Consider the following 16478-nt stretch of genomic DNA (forward strand, 5'->3'; position numbering starts at 1 on the left):
CCCTGATGTTGCCACGTTGATTGCTGGCGGATCTCGGTCGCTCTAAAGAAAGCAACGGTAAATACTGTTTTATTCACAGTATTTTCGCCGGGAGCGCCCTCATCCCTTCAGAAAATATGGCCACGTCTGACACGCCGTAAACAATAACTCTGCTGGAGTAATAACTGTATGAGCCAAATATCTGTTATATCGAAACTAACTGGCGTGGAAACGACCACGGAAGGGACACAGATAACACTCGATCACTCCTCAATCGTTAAACTTAACGTGGATCGCGCCGACATCTCAGGTTACTCCCGCAGCGGAAACGATCTGGTGATTACCCTCAACTCGGGCGAAGTGATTACCCTTAAGAATTTCTACGTCACCGACGCGCAGGGCGTGAGCCAGCTGGTGCTTGAGGAGAGCGACGGTGCGCTGTGGTGGATTGAAGATCCAACCGGTGCCGCCACCTATGAATCCATCGCCTCCACGGACGCCCTACTGGCGGCGTCAGGGAGTGATACCGGCGGCGCCGCAGCGTGGCCCTGGGTGCTGGGTGGCCTGGCCGTCGCAGGTGGGATTGCCATTGCGGCGGGAACCGGCGGTGGAGGTGGCGGGGATGACGATAACAACAGCCCGAATCCCGGCAATCCGGGAAATCCTTCCGAGCCAGATACCACGCCTCCGGATGCCCCCACCAATCTACAGGTCTCACCTGACGGCAAAACCGTCACCGGTACCGCTGAGCCGGGCAGCACGATTACCCTGAAAGATGCCGATGGCAACACCATCGGAACGGGCAAGGCGGGTAGCGACGGGAAATTTACGATTGATCTCGGTACGCCACTCACCAACGGGGAACAGATCACCGCCACCGCCACCGATCCGTCCGGCAATACCAGCCAGGGCGGTCAGGTTACGGCACCGGATCTCACCGCGCCGGATGCCCCGGCCAATCTGGAGGTCTCTCCTGACGGCAAAACCGTCACCGGTACCGCTGAGCCGGGCAGCACCGTTACCCTGAAAGATGCCGATGGCAACACCATCGGAACGGGCAAAGCGGGCAGCGACGGGAAATTTACGATTGATCTCGGTACGCCGCTTACCAACGGAGAACAGATCACCGCTACCGCCACCGATCCGTCCGGCAATACCAGCCCGGGCGTTCAGGTCACGGCACCGGATTTAACCGCGCCGGATGCACCCGAGATTGTCACCGTCATTGATAACGTGGGCGCCGAAACAGGCCCGCTGAGCAACGGACAACGCACGGACGATGCCCGTCCGACGTTCAGCGGCATCAGTGAAGCCGGCACCGTCATTACCTTCTATGACAACGGGAAACCGATTGGCACCGCCACAGCCGATGCCACCGGGAAATGGAGCTTTACCCCGTCGACCAACCTGTCTGAAGGCAGCCACGCCATTACCACCACCGCGACCGATGCCGCAGGCAATACCAGCCCGGCGTCCACGGCGGTAACCTTCGTGGTCGATACCGTCGCGCCTGGCGCGCCAGCGATCGTCAGCATCACCGATGATGTTGCGCCTGGCACCGGCACGCTCGGGAGTGGAAGCAGCACCAACGACCCACGGCCACAGCTCACCGGCACGGCGGAAGCGGGCTCGACGGTCACCATCTATGATAACGGCATTGCCATTGGCACAGCGGTTGTGGGCAGTAACGGAAGCTGGAGCTTTACGCCGTCGGTGAACCTGAGCGAAGGCAGCCACCAGCTTACCGTGCGCGCTACCGACGTCGCCGGTAACACTGGCCCGGCCTCGCCGGTCTTTACCGTCACGGTAGATGTCACCGCGCCGCAAACGCCTTCCGGATTTATCATTAACGACGACACGGGCGTACTGAAAGGGGCGATCGGTGCCGGGCAATTTACCGATGCCTCAGAGCCGCGCCTGACGGGCAGAGGCGAACCGGGCAGCACGATCACGGTTTACGATAACGGCGTTGTTATCGGCACCACCACCGTTCTGCCGAACGGTACCTGGAGCATCACGCCGACGAGTCCACTGGCAGAAGGCGCACACTCGATTACCCTGCGGGAAACTGATGCGGCAGGCAACCAGAGCGGTCTGTCTCAGCCGATCAACTTTACCGTCGATCTTACGCCGCCAGACATGCCGGTTGCGACGCTCAACTCCGCAGGCACCCAGATCACCGGTACCGCCGAGCCGGGCAGTAAAATCGTCATCACCAACAATGCCGGGCTGCAAATCGGGACCGCCACTGCCGACAGCAACGGCAACTATGTCGCCAACCTGAACCCTGCGCAGACCAACGGTGAGATTATCTCCGTGGTCGCCTCCGATGCCGCAGGCAACCAGAGCTCACCGGCGCTGGTTAACGCAGCGGATATCACCCCGCCTGCCGCACCGGGCAACCTGGTGGTGGCGGAAGACGGGGCCAGCGTCAGCGGAACCGCCGAGCCAAACAGCACAATCATCATTAAAGCGCCGGACGGTACGATCATCGGCCAGGCCACCGCCGGTCCGGACGGCACATTTACCATCCCGATTTCGCCAGCCCAGACCAACGGCGAAGCCCTTGAAGTGACGGCCACCGACGGCAGCGGCAACACCAGCCCGTCTGGCTTTGCCGACGCGCCAGACAGCACGCCACCGCTGGCGCCGGAAAACGTGGTGATCTCTGCCGACGGCACCACCGTAACCGGTACAGCCGAGCCGGGCAGTACCGTCACCATTCGTGAAAATGGCGTGAAGGTCGGGGAAGCGGTCGCCGACGATCAGGGGAATTTCAGCGTAGATCTGATCCCGCCGAAAGCCAACGGCGAAGCCCTGACCGCCGATGCCACTGATACCGCCGGAAACACCGGTCCGACCGCGCCGTTTGACGCGCCGGACATCACCGCGGCACAAACCCCGGTCATCACGGGCGTGGTGGATGATGCCCCCGGCGTCACCGGTCCTGTCAGCCAGAACGGTCTCACCAACGACAGCACGCCAACCATCAACGGAACGGGCGAGCCTGGCACCACCATCACCCTCTACAGCGGTACTACCGAAATTGGCACCGCAGTCGTGTCGGCGAACGGTCAGTGGTCCATCACGCTGGAAACCGCGCTACCGGACGGCGGGCACGTACTGACGGCGACGGCGGTTGACGCCAACAATAACCTCAGCGGGACATCGAACACCTGGAGCATCACGGTGGATACCGCCGCCCCGGGCGCGCCGGCCATTACGCAGGTCATTGATGACGTACCGGGCCGCACGGGTGCGCTCGACACCAATGAAACCACCAACGACACGCTCCCGACGCTGAACGGTACCGGCGAGCCGGGCTCCACCGTGACGATCCGTCTGGACGGACAGGATATTGGTACTGCCGTTGTCAACAGCGGTGGCGCATGGACCTTCACGCCTACTACCCCATTAGTGAACGGGCAGCATACGTTCACCGTCGTCGCGAGCGATGCGGCGGGCAACGCCAGCGCACCATCAGCCGGCTTTACCTTTACCGTCGATACGACTCCGCCACCGGCGGCCACCATTGACACCGTTTCCGATAACGTGGGGCCCGTGCAGCTTCCGCTTAACAGCGGGGACACCACCGACGACACGCTGCCGCAGTTGCAGGGAACCGCACCGGACGGCACCACCATCACGATCTATGACGGAACCACCCTGCTCGGCACGGCGGTGCTCGACGGCAGCGGCGGCTGGAGCTTCACGCCAACCACGCCGCTGACGGACGGCCCGCACTCGCTGACGGTCCACGCAACGGATGAGGCGGGTAACACCACCATTTCGCCGCCGTTTGAACTGGCGATCGACACGACAGCGCCTGCAACGCCGGATATTCCTGAGATCACCGTCAACCCGGACGGCGGCACGCCGGGGACGGCCCTGAATCCTGGGGAGACCACCCGGGATACCACGCCAACCCTGAGCGGCTCGGGCACGCCGGGCGATACCGTCAACATTTACGATGGCGACACCAAAATTGGTGAAGCCGAGATCGATGGCGACGGTAACTGGAGCTGGACACCCACCACTCCGCTGCCTGACGGCACCTACGATCTCTCCCTGACGGTGACCAACCAGGACAGCGCCGGGAACGAAAGCGCCCCGTCCACGCCGGTGACCATTACCATTGATACCGACGCGCCTGCCCAGCCGGGAACCCCAACGGTGACAGACAGCGTAAGCCAGATCACCGGTCCCGTGCTGGATGGCGAATCCACCAACGATCCGCGTCCGGTCCTGAGCGGCACCGGTACGCCGAATGACGTCATTACCATCTATGACCAGGTGGGTACAGGCGAGCCGCAGGCCGTGGGCAGCGTTACGGTGGACGGTAACGGTAACTGGAGCTGGCGTCCTGAGAGCAACATTGGCGAAGGGACGCATGAATACACGGCGACCGCCACCGATGAAGCCGGGAACGAATCTGTGCCATCAGCCGGTATCACGATAACGGTCGATACCCTCGCCCCGGACACCCCTGTTATCAGCGACATCGCCGGCGCGCAGAACGGCGGGTCCACTAACGACACCACACCGACCCTGAGCGGAACCGGCACCACCGGCGAGACGGTGATCATCTACAACAACGGCGTGGAAGTGGATCGCGTTGAAGTCGTCAATGGCGGATGGTCCTATACCCTGCCGACGCAGACCGACGGCCCGCTGAATATCACCGTCGCCGCGGTGGACGATGCCGGTAACGTTAGCCCGGTAAGCCCGGTCTTTACGGTGGAGGTTGATACGCAGGCGCCAACCGTGCCGCAAATTGACGCCGTCTCTGACAGCCAGCTGACCAACAGCGTGCTTTACACCCGCGACGGTACGCCAACCCTCACCGGGATTGGCGAGCCGGGTTCGAGCGTCACCGTTTCTGTTGATGGTGTCGCCTCGCCGGTGGTCGTGGAGGTTCAGCCGAACGGGACATGGTCCTGGACCGCCGACCCTGCGCTTACCGAGGGGCCGCATACCTTCTCAGTGGCCGCGAGTGACGCGGCGGGGAATACCTCCGCCAGCTCCGGGGATCTCAGCGTGACGGTGGATACCCTGCCGCCTGCAACGCCAACTAATATCACCATTGCCGCGGAGGGCACCCCGCTGACCGGGACGGCAGATGACGGAACCACGGTGACGGTTCGTGACGCCAACGGCAATGTCATCGGGACCGGGGTCGCGACGGGAGGCACCTTCTCCATTGCCCTCTCCCCGGCCCAGTTGGATGCCGCGACGCTGACGCTCACCGCCACGGACCCCGCAGGCAATGCCAGCCCGTCAACCACCTTTGACGTGCCGGACTCTCCGCTCGAGCTGCCTGCGGTACCGGTGATTACGGCGATCAACGATGACGTCGATCCCGTCACTGGTGATGTGAAAGATAAAACCACCAATGACGTCACGCCTACCCTTACCGGCACCGCCGATCCGGGCAGCGTGATCGCCATTTATCAGGATGGGGCGCTGGTTCCGCTGACGAACGTTGTTGCGGATGATAACGGCAACTGGAGCTACACGCCGCTGTTGCCGCTGACGGAAGGGCCGCACACCTTTGCCGTGACCGCCACAAACATCACCACCGGCGAGACCAGCGGACAGTCGCCGATCGCGACCGTGACCGTCGACCTTACCGCCCCGACAGCGCCAGCCATCGGTGCGGTGACTGATGACGTAGGTCCGATCACCGGCCCAATCGCCGACGGGCAGAGCACCAACGACAACCGTCCTACCCTGACCGGGACAGGCACGGCCGGGGACACCATTACCGTGTACAATAACGGCGACCCGCTGGGCACCGTTGTTGTCGGTCCGACCGGCACCTGGAGCTACACGCCGCCTGCGCTGGACGACGGCAGCCACACCCTGACCGTGACCGCCACCGACCCGGCAGGCAATGAGAGCACCCCGTCGGCCGGGATCACCATTGTGGTCGACACCGTCTCCACCACGCCGGTGATTACCAGCGTGACGGATAACGCAGGCAATGCGGCAACGCCTGTCCCAAGCGGCGATCCAACCAACGACACCACGCCAACCCTGACCGGTACCGCCGAGCCGAACAGCGTCGTCGCCATTTTTGATGGCGCCACGCAGATTGGTACGGTGGCGGCAGACGGTACCGGCGCCTGGACATTTACCCCTGAAACCGCCCTCGGAGAAGGAACGCATGACTTTACCGTCAGAGCGACGGATCCGCAGGGCAACGTCAGCCAGCCGTCCGGCGTCTGGAGCATCAATATCGATCTGACGGCGCCACAGGTGCCGACGATCGATACGGTCAGCGACAACGCTCCGGGTGGCGTAACCGGCCCGCTTACCGCCGGGCAGGTCACCAATGACACCACGCCAACCCTGAGCGGCACCGGCCAGGCGGGTACCACCATTCACGTTCTGAATAACGGCGTGGAGATTGGTACCACTACGGTCGACGGCAACGGTAACTGGACCTTTACGCCGGATCCGGTTCTGACAGACGGGACATATAACCTGCGCGTCAACGCCAGCGATGATGTCGGAAACGTCTCCGCCAACTCGCCAGTGTTCGCCTTTACGGTGGATACCACCGGCCCTGCGGCCCCGGTGGTTACCACGGTGATAGACGATGTCAGCCCGGGAACGGGAATCATCGCCAGCAACGGTTCCACCAACGACACCCGTCCAACCTTCAACGGTACGGGGGAAGTGGGCGCAACGGTGCACGTTATTGTCGATGATGTGGAAATCGGCACGGCGGTCGTCAACGCCCAGGGTAACTGGACCTTCACGCCGACCACCGCGCTGGGTGAAGGGCCGCATACCATTACCTTCAACGCCACCGATGCCGCAGGCAATACCGGGGTCACCTCGCCACCGTTCAACCTGACGGTGGATACGTCGGTGCCCGACGCACCGGTCTTTACCCCTGCCACCGACAATGCCGGTCCCGTGCTGGGCCCGGTCGCCTCGGGACAAAGCACAGACGACACCACGCCAACGCTGAACGGCACCGCGGCAGCCAACGCGACCATCACCATCTATGAGAATGGTCAGCAGGTGGGCACCGCCGTGGCTGATGCCAACGGCGTATGGAGCTTCACCACCGGCACGCTGGCAAACGGCAGCCACACCTGGACCGCCACGGCAACCGATGCCGCGGGCAACGTCAGTCCTGCCTCACCAGGCTTTACGCTGGTTGTGGATACGACTGCGCCTGCCGCGCCGGTTATCACCCAGGCGATTGACGATGTTGGCACCATCACCGGGGCGATTGGCTCCGGCCAGACCACGAACGATCCTCTCCCGCGCCTGGTGGGGACCAGCGAGCCGCTGGCCACCGTGAATATCTACGAGGGCACGACGCTGGTGGGCACCGGTACTGCCGATGCTAACGGCAACTGGACCGTGGATATCACCGTGCCGCTGGGCACCGGGTCACACACCTTTACCGCAGAAGCAACGGATCAGGCGGGGAACACCGGCGCGCCGTCCGCCGACTTCAGCCTGACCATTGACACCACGCCGCCAGCGCTACCGGTGCTGACCAGCATCACCGACGACGTCGGTAATGCTGCGACGCCTGTCGCCAACGGCGGGTTAACCAACGATGCACGTCCAACGCTCACCGGTACGGCAGAAGCCGGCGCGACGGTAACCATCTATGACAATGGGGTACAGATTGGCACCGCGGTCGCCACCGGCGGCGCGTGGAGCTTTACGCCGTCCACCCCGCTGGCTGACGGGCCGCATAATCTGACCTTCTCCGCCACCGACGCCGTGGGCAACGCCAGCGCGCAGACCGGGGGTTACACCATCAATGTGGATGCCACCGCCCCTGTCGCACCGGCAATCACCTCGATTGTGGATGATGTGGGAACCGTCACCGGCCCTGTCACCGGCACCAACCCAACCAACGACACCCGTCCGACCTTAAACGGTACGGCGGAAGCCAATGCCACCGTACGTATTTACGACGGCACAACGCTGGTGGGAACCGTCACTGCCGATGCCAACGGCAACTGGACGCTGCCGCAAACCAGCACCACGCTGACCGAAGGCGCGCATAACTTCACCGCCACCGCCACCGATGCCGCGGGCAATACCAGCGCGCCATCGCCGATTATCACGATCAACGTTGACCTGACGCCGCCACCAGCCCCAACCGGGCTGGCGGTGATCACCAACGGGACGCAGGTTACCGGTACGGCGGAAGCAGGAAGTACCGTCACCATTACCAGCAGCACCGGAACCGTGCTTGGTACCGCCGTCGCAGACGGCAGCGGAAACTTCAGCGCCACCCTCACCCCTCCACAGACCGGCGGGGAGTCACTGATTGTCTTTGCTACCGATAAGGCCGGTAACGCAGGTATCACCACCTCCGTGATTGCCCCGATCACCACGATCCCGAACGCGCCGGTTATCGCTAACATCGACGATAACGTTGGCACGGTGACGGGCAACCTGACCAACGGGAAAACCACCGATGACACCACGCCAACCCTGAGCGGCACGGCGCAGCCAAACGCGACTATCACCCTCTATAACAACGGGGTGCTGATGGGCACGGTCACCGCAAATGCCAGCGGCAACTGGAGCTTCACCACGCCGGTGCTGAGCGAAGGGCCGCATGCCTTCACCGCCACGGCGAGCAACGGCTCGGGCACCAGCCCGATTTCCACCTCGACCACCGTCATTGTCGATCTCACTGCGCCAACGGCCCCGACCGGGACCTTCAACGCAGACGGCAGCGTACTGACCGGTAGCGCCGAAGCGGGCAGTACCGTCACCATCCGTCTGGCGGATAACTCAACGGTCACCGCCACGGCAGACAGCAACGGCTCCTGGAGCTACACCTTCCTCAATAAACAGACGGAAGGCCAGACGCTGCAAATCACCGCCACCGACGCGGCAGGCAACGTCTCGCTGCCCGGCTCAGCCCTTGCGCCGGTGGTGCCGCTCTCAGCCAGCACCAACGTTGAAGAGCTGGCGCTGACAACCACCGCAACGGTGACCAACTCGCAGTACAGCGACTATGGTTTCCTGCTGGTGGGCGCCGTAGGTAACGTGCTGACGCTGCTCGGCAACGACACCGCGCAGGTAGGTTTCACCGTCGGCAGCGGTGGCAGTGCGGATATTGCCGTGAACGCCAACGCCACGGGGGCCGTTCTTTCCCTGCTCAATACCCTTGAGCTGGTGGTACAGCGCTTTGACGCCGCCAACAACACCTGGACCACCGTGGTCGACACCGGACAGCCGCAGTTCGCTGACCTGCTGACCCTCGGCGCGACGGGGGTGTCGCTGAACCTGACCGGCCTGGCGGATGGTCAGTATCGCGTCCTGAGCTACAACACTAACCTGCTGGCAACTGGCTCTTACACCAGCCTCGATGTGGCGGTGAAAGAGACCAGCGCAGGCACCGTGTCCGGCGAGACCAGCGTTGTCGGGAACGTCATCACCGACGTGGATCCAACCGCAGGCAGCGACAACGCCCCGGCGGGCACCACCGTCACCGCTGTCACCAACGCCCAGGGCACCACCACCAGCGTCACGGCCGACGGCACGGTGATTCAGGGGCAGTACGGCACGCTGACCATCAACCTGGACGGCAGCTATACCTATAACCTGACCAACACCAGCGCCGCCGTCATTGGGCGCACGGAGAACTTTACCTACACCATCACCCACAACGGCACCAGCGCCTCGGCAAATCTGGTGCTGTCGCTGGGCGAAGGCACCAGCAGCAGCGGTATCGTGGCCGTGGACGATACCGCCTCGCTGACCTTCGATACCACCGTGGAGGCGATCAACAACGGCACCTCGTCGCAGGGCGGCTTTACCCTGGTGGGGATCAACCTTGGCAATACGCTGGGGCTGAACCTGCTGGACGATCTGGCCAACCCGATCATCTACTCCGTAGAAGAAGGCACCACCCGCACCATGACCGTTCAGGCGTCCGTGGGCGGCGTGGCGCTGGCCTCGGTGTTCGACCTCTACATCTATAAGTTCAACAATGCGACGCAGACCTTCGAGCAGATGCGCGTTGAACCCGGCTGGCTGCGCGCGCCGCTGCTGGGCGGCACCTCCTCGCAGCTGACGCTGAATCTGCCCGCCGGCGAGTACCTGTTCCTGCTCAATACGGCGGCGGGGATCACCGCGCTGACGGCCTACACGCTGAACGTCTTGCAGGATCATGTCTACAGCGTGGCAAGCGTGAGCGAGAGCACGACCGGGGATGTGCTGGCGGATGATATTGCGCCAGCGGGTACCGTAGTCTCCGACGTTAACGGCATGGCGGTGAACAGCAGCGGCCTGACGGAGATCACCGGCGAGTACGGTACGCTGCGGATTAACGCGGCCGGAGAGTACACCTACACCCTGAACAGCGGGGTCGGGGCGGACCATATCAGCACGCCGGATACCTTCGTCTACACCATCACCGCGCCTGACGGCTCGAAAGACACGGCTTCGCTGAACATCACCCCAACCGCGCGCCCAATGGATGCGGTAAACGATGTCAGCACCGCGATGGACGTAACGTCGGTTCACCATACGTCAACCTATACGGATACCTCCGTCGGCACCGCCAGCTGGACTACCGCCCTGTTGGGGTCAACGCAGGGCAGCGGAAGCGGAACCTTCGTGGTGGATGCAAACACCGCGCTGCATAACGCCTCGCTGCACTTTAACGTGGCCTCGCTGCTGTCGCTGGGCGGGCTGACGGTGAACTGGTCAATCACTGACGGGACGAATGTGATTCGCAGCGGCTCCTTCAGCGGAGGCTCACTGCTGGGCGGCAGCATCGACGTTCCGCTGACCGGGCTGGATCTCAACGCCGGGACCTATACGCTGAACTTTACCGGCAGCGTACCGGGGCTGAGCGTGGGGAACATCACCATTACCCCAAGCGTAAACGGCACGACCTACTCCCTGTCGCAGTACGACGCGACGGGCACCCACACCGTTGACGGTAATATCTTCGACGGCACCGGCTCCGCAGGGGCGATGGACCAGCTACACTCGGTTGATACCCGCGTGAGCATCACCGGCTTCGACGGCATGACCACCACGCTCGATCCGTACACCGGCAGCACGATGTCCAACATCACGGGCCACTACGGGACGCTGGCGATTGCCGCTGACGGCAGTTACACCTATACCCTCAACCCGGGGATCTCGCTCTCTACCATTACCAGCAAGGAGGTCTTTAACTACACCCTGACCGATGCCAGCGGCACCACGGATACCGCGTCGCTGACCATTGACATGGCGCCGAAATTTGTCAGTTCGGAGCATAACGATGTGATTAGCGGCACGGCCTACGGCGACACGCTGATTTATCAGGTGTTGAACAATACGGCGGGTAACGCTACCGCAGGTAACAGCACGGGCGACCACTGGACGAACTTCTCCCTCACGCAGGGAGACAAGATCGACATTGGCGATCTGCTGGTGGGCTGGAACGGTAGTGCGTCGACGCTGGGGAACTATGTGTCTGTTTCACAAAGCGGTAACAATACTGTGATCTCCATCGACCGTGACGGCACGGGAGCCGCCTACACTAAATCTGCGCTCGTTACGCTGGACAACGTTCAGACCACCTACGACGAGCTTGTAAACCAGCAACACATCATTACCTGATAGCACCTGCAATAAATGACCCGGGCGCGCACAGCGCCCGGGCATAAACAAAAAAGCAGTACTTTTTTATTAGGGACAAGACATGGGAAAGAAGATGCCTTACTGGTGGCTCTCGTGCTGCCTGATATCTGTGCCCGCTATCGCGGCAAACCCTGCGGCGATGATTAATACCGGACAATTAAGCGAAACGCAGGAACTCCCCTCTTTAAATGGTCGCGTGGCGCCCGTAGCCAGCAAAGCCGCCCCCGGCACGCTACAGCTGAATGAAGCGGTTAACCGCGCCGTGACCTGGCATCCGGCCATCAGTGAAGCCGTCGGCAAACTTTATCAGCAGAGCGAAAATGTGGACGTCGCCAAATCGAAATATTATCCGCAAATTAACGCCGGCATGGATAACGGCTATAGCCACGACGGTGACGATAATGGCTTTACCCCTTCGCTGGTGCTTTCTCTTTCGCAAATGCTTTACGACTTCGGCAAAGTCGCAAGCCAGGTACGCGCGGAAAACGCGGGCGTCGCCCAGCAGCAGGCCAACGTGCTGGTGAGCATCGACACCATCGCCCACGATACCGCCATCGCCATGGTGCAGGTGCAGACCTGGCAGCAGATGGTCGAGACCGCCAAAGAACAGCTGGATGCCCTGTCCTCCATCGGCACCCTGACGAAACAACGTAATGATGAAGGCGCAACGTCACTCTCTGACGTGGTGCAGACCGACGCCCGCATCGAAGGGGCGCGTGCGCAGCTGATGCAGTATCAGGCCAGCCTCGACAGCTCGCGCGCCACGCTGATGAGCCTGCTGGGCTGGGACAGCCTGAACGAGGTCAGCAATGACTTTCCGCAGAGCCTGGCCCGCAGCTGCGACATCGCCGAGCCGGACGATCGTCTGGTGCCCTCGGTATTAGCGGCCTGGGCGCAGGCCAACGTCGCGCAGGCTAATCTCGACTATGCCAACGCGCAAATGACCCCTACCGTTTCGCTGGAGCCGGAAGTTCGTCACTACCTGAACGACCGCTACGCCGGCAACGAAACGCGGGACCGCACCCAGTACTCCGCGTGGGTAAAAGTGCAGATGCCGCTCTATCAGGGCGGCGGCCTCACCGCCCGGCGTAACGCTGCCGGACACGCGGTGGAATCCGCCCAGTCCACCATCCAGCGCACCCGTCTTGAGGTGCGGCAAAAACTGCTGGAAGCGCGCAGCCAGGTGATGAGCCTGATGAGCACGCTTCAGATCCAGGGCCGTCAGGAAGCGCTCAGCGCCCGCACCCGCGAGCTGTATCAGCAGCAGTATCTCGATCTTGGTTCCCGCCCGCTGCTCGACGTGCTCAACGCCGAGCAGGAGGTGTATCAGGCGCGCTTTACCCAACAGCAAACCGCCGGACAGCTGCATCAGCTTCAGCTCAACTGTCTGTACAACACCGGGCGCCTGCGTCACGCGTTCGATCTTGAAAACCGCACCATCCAGACCGTGGAGATCCAGCCATGAAGCAACGCGATATTCCGCAGGGTGAAAATATGACGGATGAGGCGCTGGAGCAGTGGGCGCAGGCGTTTGGCTATGTGGCGACGCGCTATCGCGTTGCCTGCTCGCCAGGCTCGCTGATCGCCGGCGCGCCGTGGCTGAAAGGCAAACCGATGGTGCCCGCGCTGACGCAGCTCGCCCGTGAAGCCGGGCTGACATTCCAGCTGCTGACGGCCGATCAGCACGCCATCAACAGCTGGCGTCTGCCGGTGGTGGTGGAGCTGAACGACGGTAAAATCGGCGTGATCGACAATTTCGACGGCGAGGATACGCTTGAGGTCAGCTTTTTCGACGACAGCACGCACACCAACCGCCTGTCGATGAGCGCGATGCTGCCTGCCATCCGCCACGTCATCGCCCTGCGTCCGCTGGCGGCGCTGAAGGACAGCCGCGTGGATGCCTATATCTCAAAATACCGCCCGGACTGGCTCTACCGGCTGGTGATGCGCGACCTTCGCCCTTACAGCTGGGTGATGCTGGCTGCACTGTTCATTAACGTGCTCTCCCTCTCGGGCATCGTCTTTTCCATGCAGGTGTATGACCGGGTGATCCCCGCCCAGTCCTATCCGACGCTCTATGTGCTGACCATCGGGGTGCTGATCGCCACGCTGTTTGGCTTTGTGCTGCGCGTGGCGCGCGGACACATTATGGATCTGCTGGGTAAACGCTCGGATCTGCGCGTCTCGGATCGGGTGTTCGGCCACGCGCTGCGGCTGCGCCACAGCGCCATTCCGCGATCCACCGGCAGCTTTATCTCCCAGCTGCGCGAGCTGGAGCAGATCCGCGAGATGGTCACCTCCTCCACCATCTCCACCATCGTCGATCTGCCGTTTTTTATCCTGTTTGTGATTGTGCTGGCGATCATCGCCCCGCAGCTGGCGTGGATCGCCCCGGTGGCGGCGGTGATCATGGTCCTGCCCGGCCTGCTGCTGCAAAAGAAGCTGGCGGAGCTGGCGAAGCAGTCGGCGCATGAATCGACCCTGCGCAACGCGGTGCTGGTGGAGAGCGTGCAGGGGCTGGAGGACATCAAGCTGATGCAGGCGGAGAACCGCTTTTTGCAGCAGTGGAACAGCTATATCCAGATCACCGCCGAATCCGGCCTGCGCACCCGCGAGCTGACGCAGAACCTGATCAACTGGGGGATGACCATTCAGAGCCTGGTGTATGCCGGGGTGATCGTGGTGGGCGCGCCGATGGTGATCGACGGCACCTTAACCACCGGTTCAGTGGTGGCCGCCTCAATGCTCGCCTCACGGATGATCGCCCCGATGGCGACGCTGTGCGGCGTGCTGGCCCGCTGGCAGCAGGTGAAGGCGGCCAAAGAGGGGCTGGACAGCATTATGCAGCTGCCGACCGAGAATCAGCGCGAAGAGACGCCGATCCGTCAGGACGTGCTGCGCGGACATTACCTGTTCGAGCAGGCGCAGTTCCGCTATCACCCGGAAGATCCGCGCATGGCGCTGCGCATTAACCGTCTGGAGATCAAAGCGGGCGAGAAAGTGGCGATCCTCGGGCGCAACGGCGCGGGCAAATCAACCCTGTTGCAGGCGATGGCGGGCGGGATGGATCTGGCGGGCGGTGAACTGCGGCTCGACAACCTCAGCCTGCCGCATCTGGACGTGGCTGACGTGCGGCGAAACGTCGGCTTTATGACCCAGAACGCCCGGCTGTTTTACGGCACCCTGCGCGAGAACATCACGCTCGGCATGCCGCGCGCCACCGATAAAGAGATCTTCGAGGTGCTGGAGATGTGCGGCGCGGCCAGCTTTGTGCAGAAGCTGCCGAAGGGGCTGGATTACCCGATTATGGAGAACGGTGTCGGGCTGTCCGGCGGGCAGCGGCAGTCCATCCTGCTGGCACGGATGCTACTGCGCGATCCGAATATCGTGCTGATGGATGAACCGACCGCTTCCCTTGATGAGCATACCGAGCGGGAATTTATTCAGCGCCTCGGAGCGTGGCTTGGCAACCGCACGCTGATTGTCGCGACCCACCGCGTGCCGGTGCTGGAGTTGGTGGAGCGCGTGGTGGTACTCAAAGATGGCATGCTGGTGATGGACGCGCCAAAAGCCCAGGCGCTGAACAACAGCCGAATGCAGCAACAGCAGCAGGCAACCGGACGGGAGTGGAAAAATGAAAATCAGTCAGCGTGACGTTGCCGCAGTAGAAGATCTGGATAACGCGCTCGACTCCGAAAGCGGTTATACCGGTGCCCGGCGCATTGTTTTCTTCTCCCTGCTGATGTTTGTGGTGCTTGGCGTCTGGGCGTGGTTCGGGGTGCTGGACGAAGTCTCAACCGGCACCGGGAAAGTGATCCCCAGTTCACGCGAGCAGGTATTGCAGTCGCTGGATGGGGGCATCCTCACCGAGCTGAACGTGCACGAAGGGGATCAGGTGCAGGCCGGACAGGTGCTGGCGCGGCTGGATCCTACCCGCTCGGAATCCAACGTCGGCGAAAGCGCGGCGCGTTACCGGGCATCGCTGGCCTCCAGCGCGCGTCTGTATGCCGAGGTGAACGATCTGCCGCTCAAATTCCCGCCGTCCCTGGCGAAATGGACCGACCTGACCGCCGCTGAAACGCGGCTCTACAACTCGCGCCGCGCCCAGCTTGAGGATACCCAGCGGGAGTTGCGCGCCGCGTTAGATCTCGCGAACAAAGAGCTGGCGATCACCCAGCGGCTGGTGAAAACCGGGGCCGCCAGCCACGTGGAAGTGCTGCGCCTGCAACGGCAGAAAAGCGACCTGGAGCTGAAGCTCACCGACGTGCGTTCCCAGTATTACGTGCAGGCCCGTGAAGCGCTGTCGAAGGCCAACGCCGAGGTGGATATGGTGTCAGCGATCCTGAAAGGCCGCGAGGATTCCGTTACCCGTCTGACGGTGAAGTCTCCGGTGCGCGGGATCGTGAAAAACATCAAAGTGACAACGATTGGCGGTGTGATCCCGCCCAACGGTGAGCTGATGGAAATTGTGCCGGTGGACGATCACCTGCTGATTGAAACCCGCCTCTCGCCGCGGGATATCGCCTTTATCCACCCTAATCAGGAGGCGCTGGTGAAAATCACCGCCTACGATTACGCGATTTACGGTGGGCTACACGGGGTGGTGGAGACCATTTCGCCGGACACTATTCAGGACGAAGCGAAGCCGGAGGTGTTCTATTACCGGGTGTTTATCCGTACCAGCCAGGATTATCTGGTGAATAAGGCGGGCAGGCATTTCTCGATCGTGCCGGGGATGATAGCGACGGTGGATATTAAGACCGGGGAGAAAACGGTGCTGGATTATATGATCAAACCGTTTAACCGGGCGAAGGAGGCGCTGAGGGAGCGGTAGTCAAACGCCGGGTGGCGGCTGCGCCTTACCC

The 16478-nt window shown here is 62.3% G+C and carries 4 protein-coding genes; all 4 read left to right on the top strand.

Annotated elements, in window-relative coordinates; genetic code table 11:
- Nucleotides 1-168 precede the first annotated feature (168 nt).
- The 4 genes from IMQ56_RS08145 (at nt 169) to IMQ56_RS08160 (ending at nt 16447) form a co-directional block, all read left to right on the top strand.
- The gene (locus tag IMQ56_RS08145; RefSeq protein ID WP_196063839.1) at nt 169-11592 is read left to right on the top strand and encodes a BapA/Bap/LapF family large adhesin; all 11424 of its coding nucleotides are present in this window, start codon (nt 169-171) and stop codon (nt 11590-11592) included.
- 82 nt (nt 11593-11674) lie between these two features.
- On the top strand, nt 11675-13078 hold the full coding sequence (locus IMQ56_RS08150) for a TolC family outer membrane protein (protein WP_023304292.1): 1404 nt from the start codon (nt 11675-11677) through the stop codon (nt 13076-13078).
- The gene (locus tag IMQ56_RS08155) at nt 13075-15267 is read left to right on the top strand and encodes a type I secretion system permease/ATPase (RefSeq protein ID WP_045328302.1); all 2193 of its coding nucleotides are present in this window, start codon (nt 13075-13077) and stop codon (nt 15265-15267) included. The genes IMQ56_RS08150 and IMQ56_RS08155 overlap by 4 nt, the downstream gene beginning before the upstream one ends.
- Nucleotides 15248-16447, top strand: a complete 1200-nt coding sequence (locus tag IMQ56_RS08160) for an HlyD family efflux transporter periplasmic adaptor subunit (RefSeq protein WP_017382757.1) — start codon at nt 15248-15250, stop codon at nt 16445-16447. The genes IMQ56_RS08155 and IMQ56_RS08160 overlap by 20 nt, the downstream gene beginning before the upstream one ends.
- Nucleotides 16448-16478 lie beyond the last annotated feature (31 nt).

This window comes from Enterobacter sp. Res13-Sevr-PEC09-46, from assembly GCF_015672585.1.
In the GTDB taxonomy this organism is placed as follows: Bacteria; Pseudomonadota; Gammaproteobacteria; order Enterobacterales; family Enterobacteriaceae; genus Enterobacter; species Enterobacter hormaechei_C.

Coding starts and splice junctions, on each gene's coding strand:
- IMQ56_RS08155 (WP_045328302.1), top strand. CDS start 13,075: ATGAAGCAACGCGATATTCCGCAGGGTGAAAATATGACGGATGAGGCG.
- IMQ56_RS08150 (WP_023304292.1), top strand. CDS start 11,675: ATGGGAAAGAAGATGCCTTACTGGTGGCTCTCGTGCTGCCTGATATCT.
- IMQ56_RS08160 (WP_017382757.1), top strand. CDS start 15,248: ATGAAAATCAGTCAGCGTGACGTTGCCGCAGTAGAAGATCTGGATAAC.
- IMQ56_RS08145 (WP_196063839.1), top strand. CDS start 169: ATGAGCCAAATATCTGTTATATCGAAACTAACTGGCGTGGAAACGACC.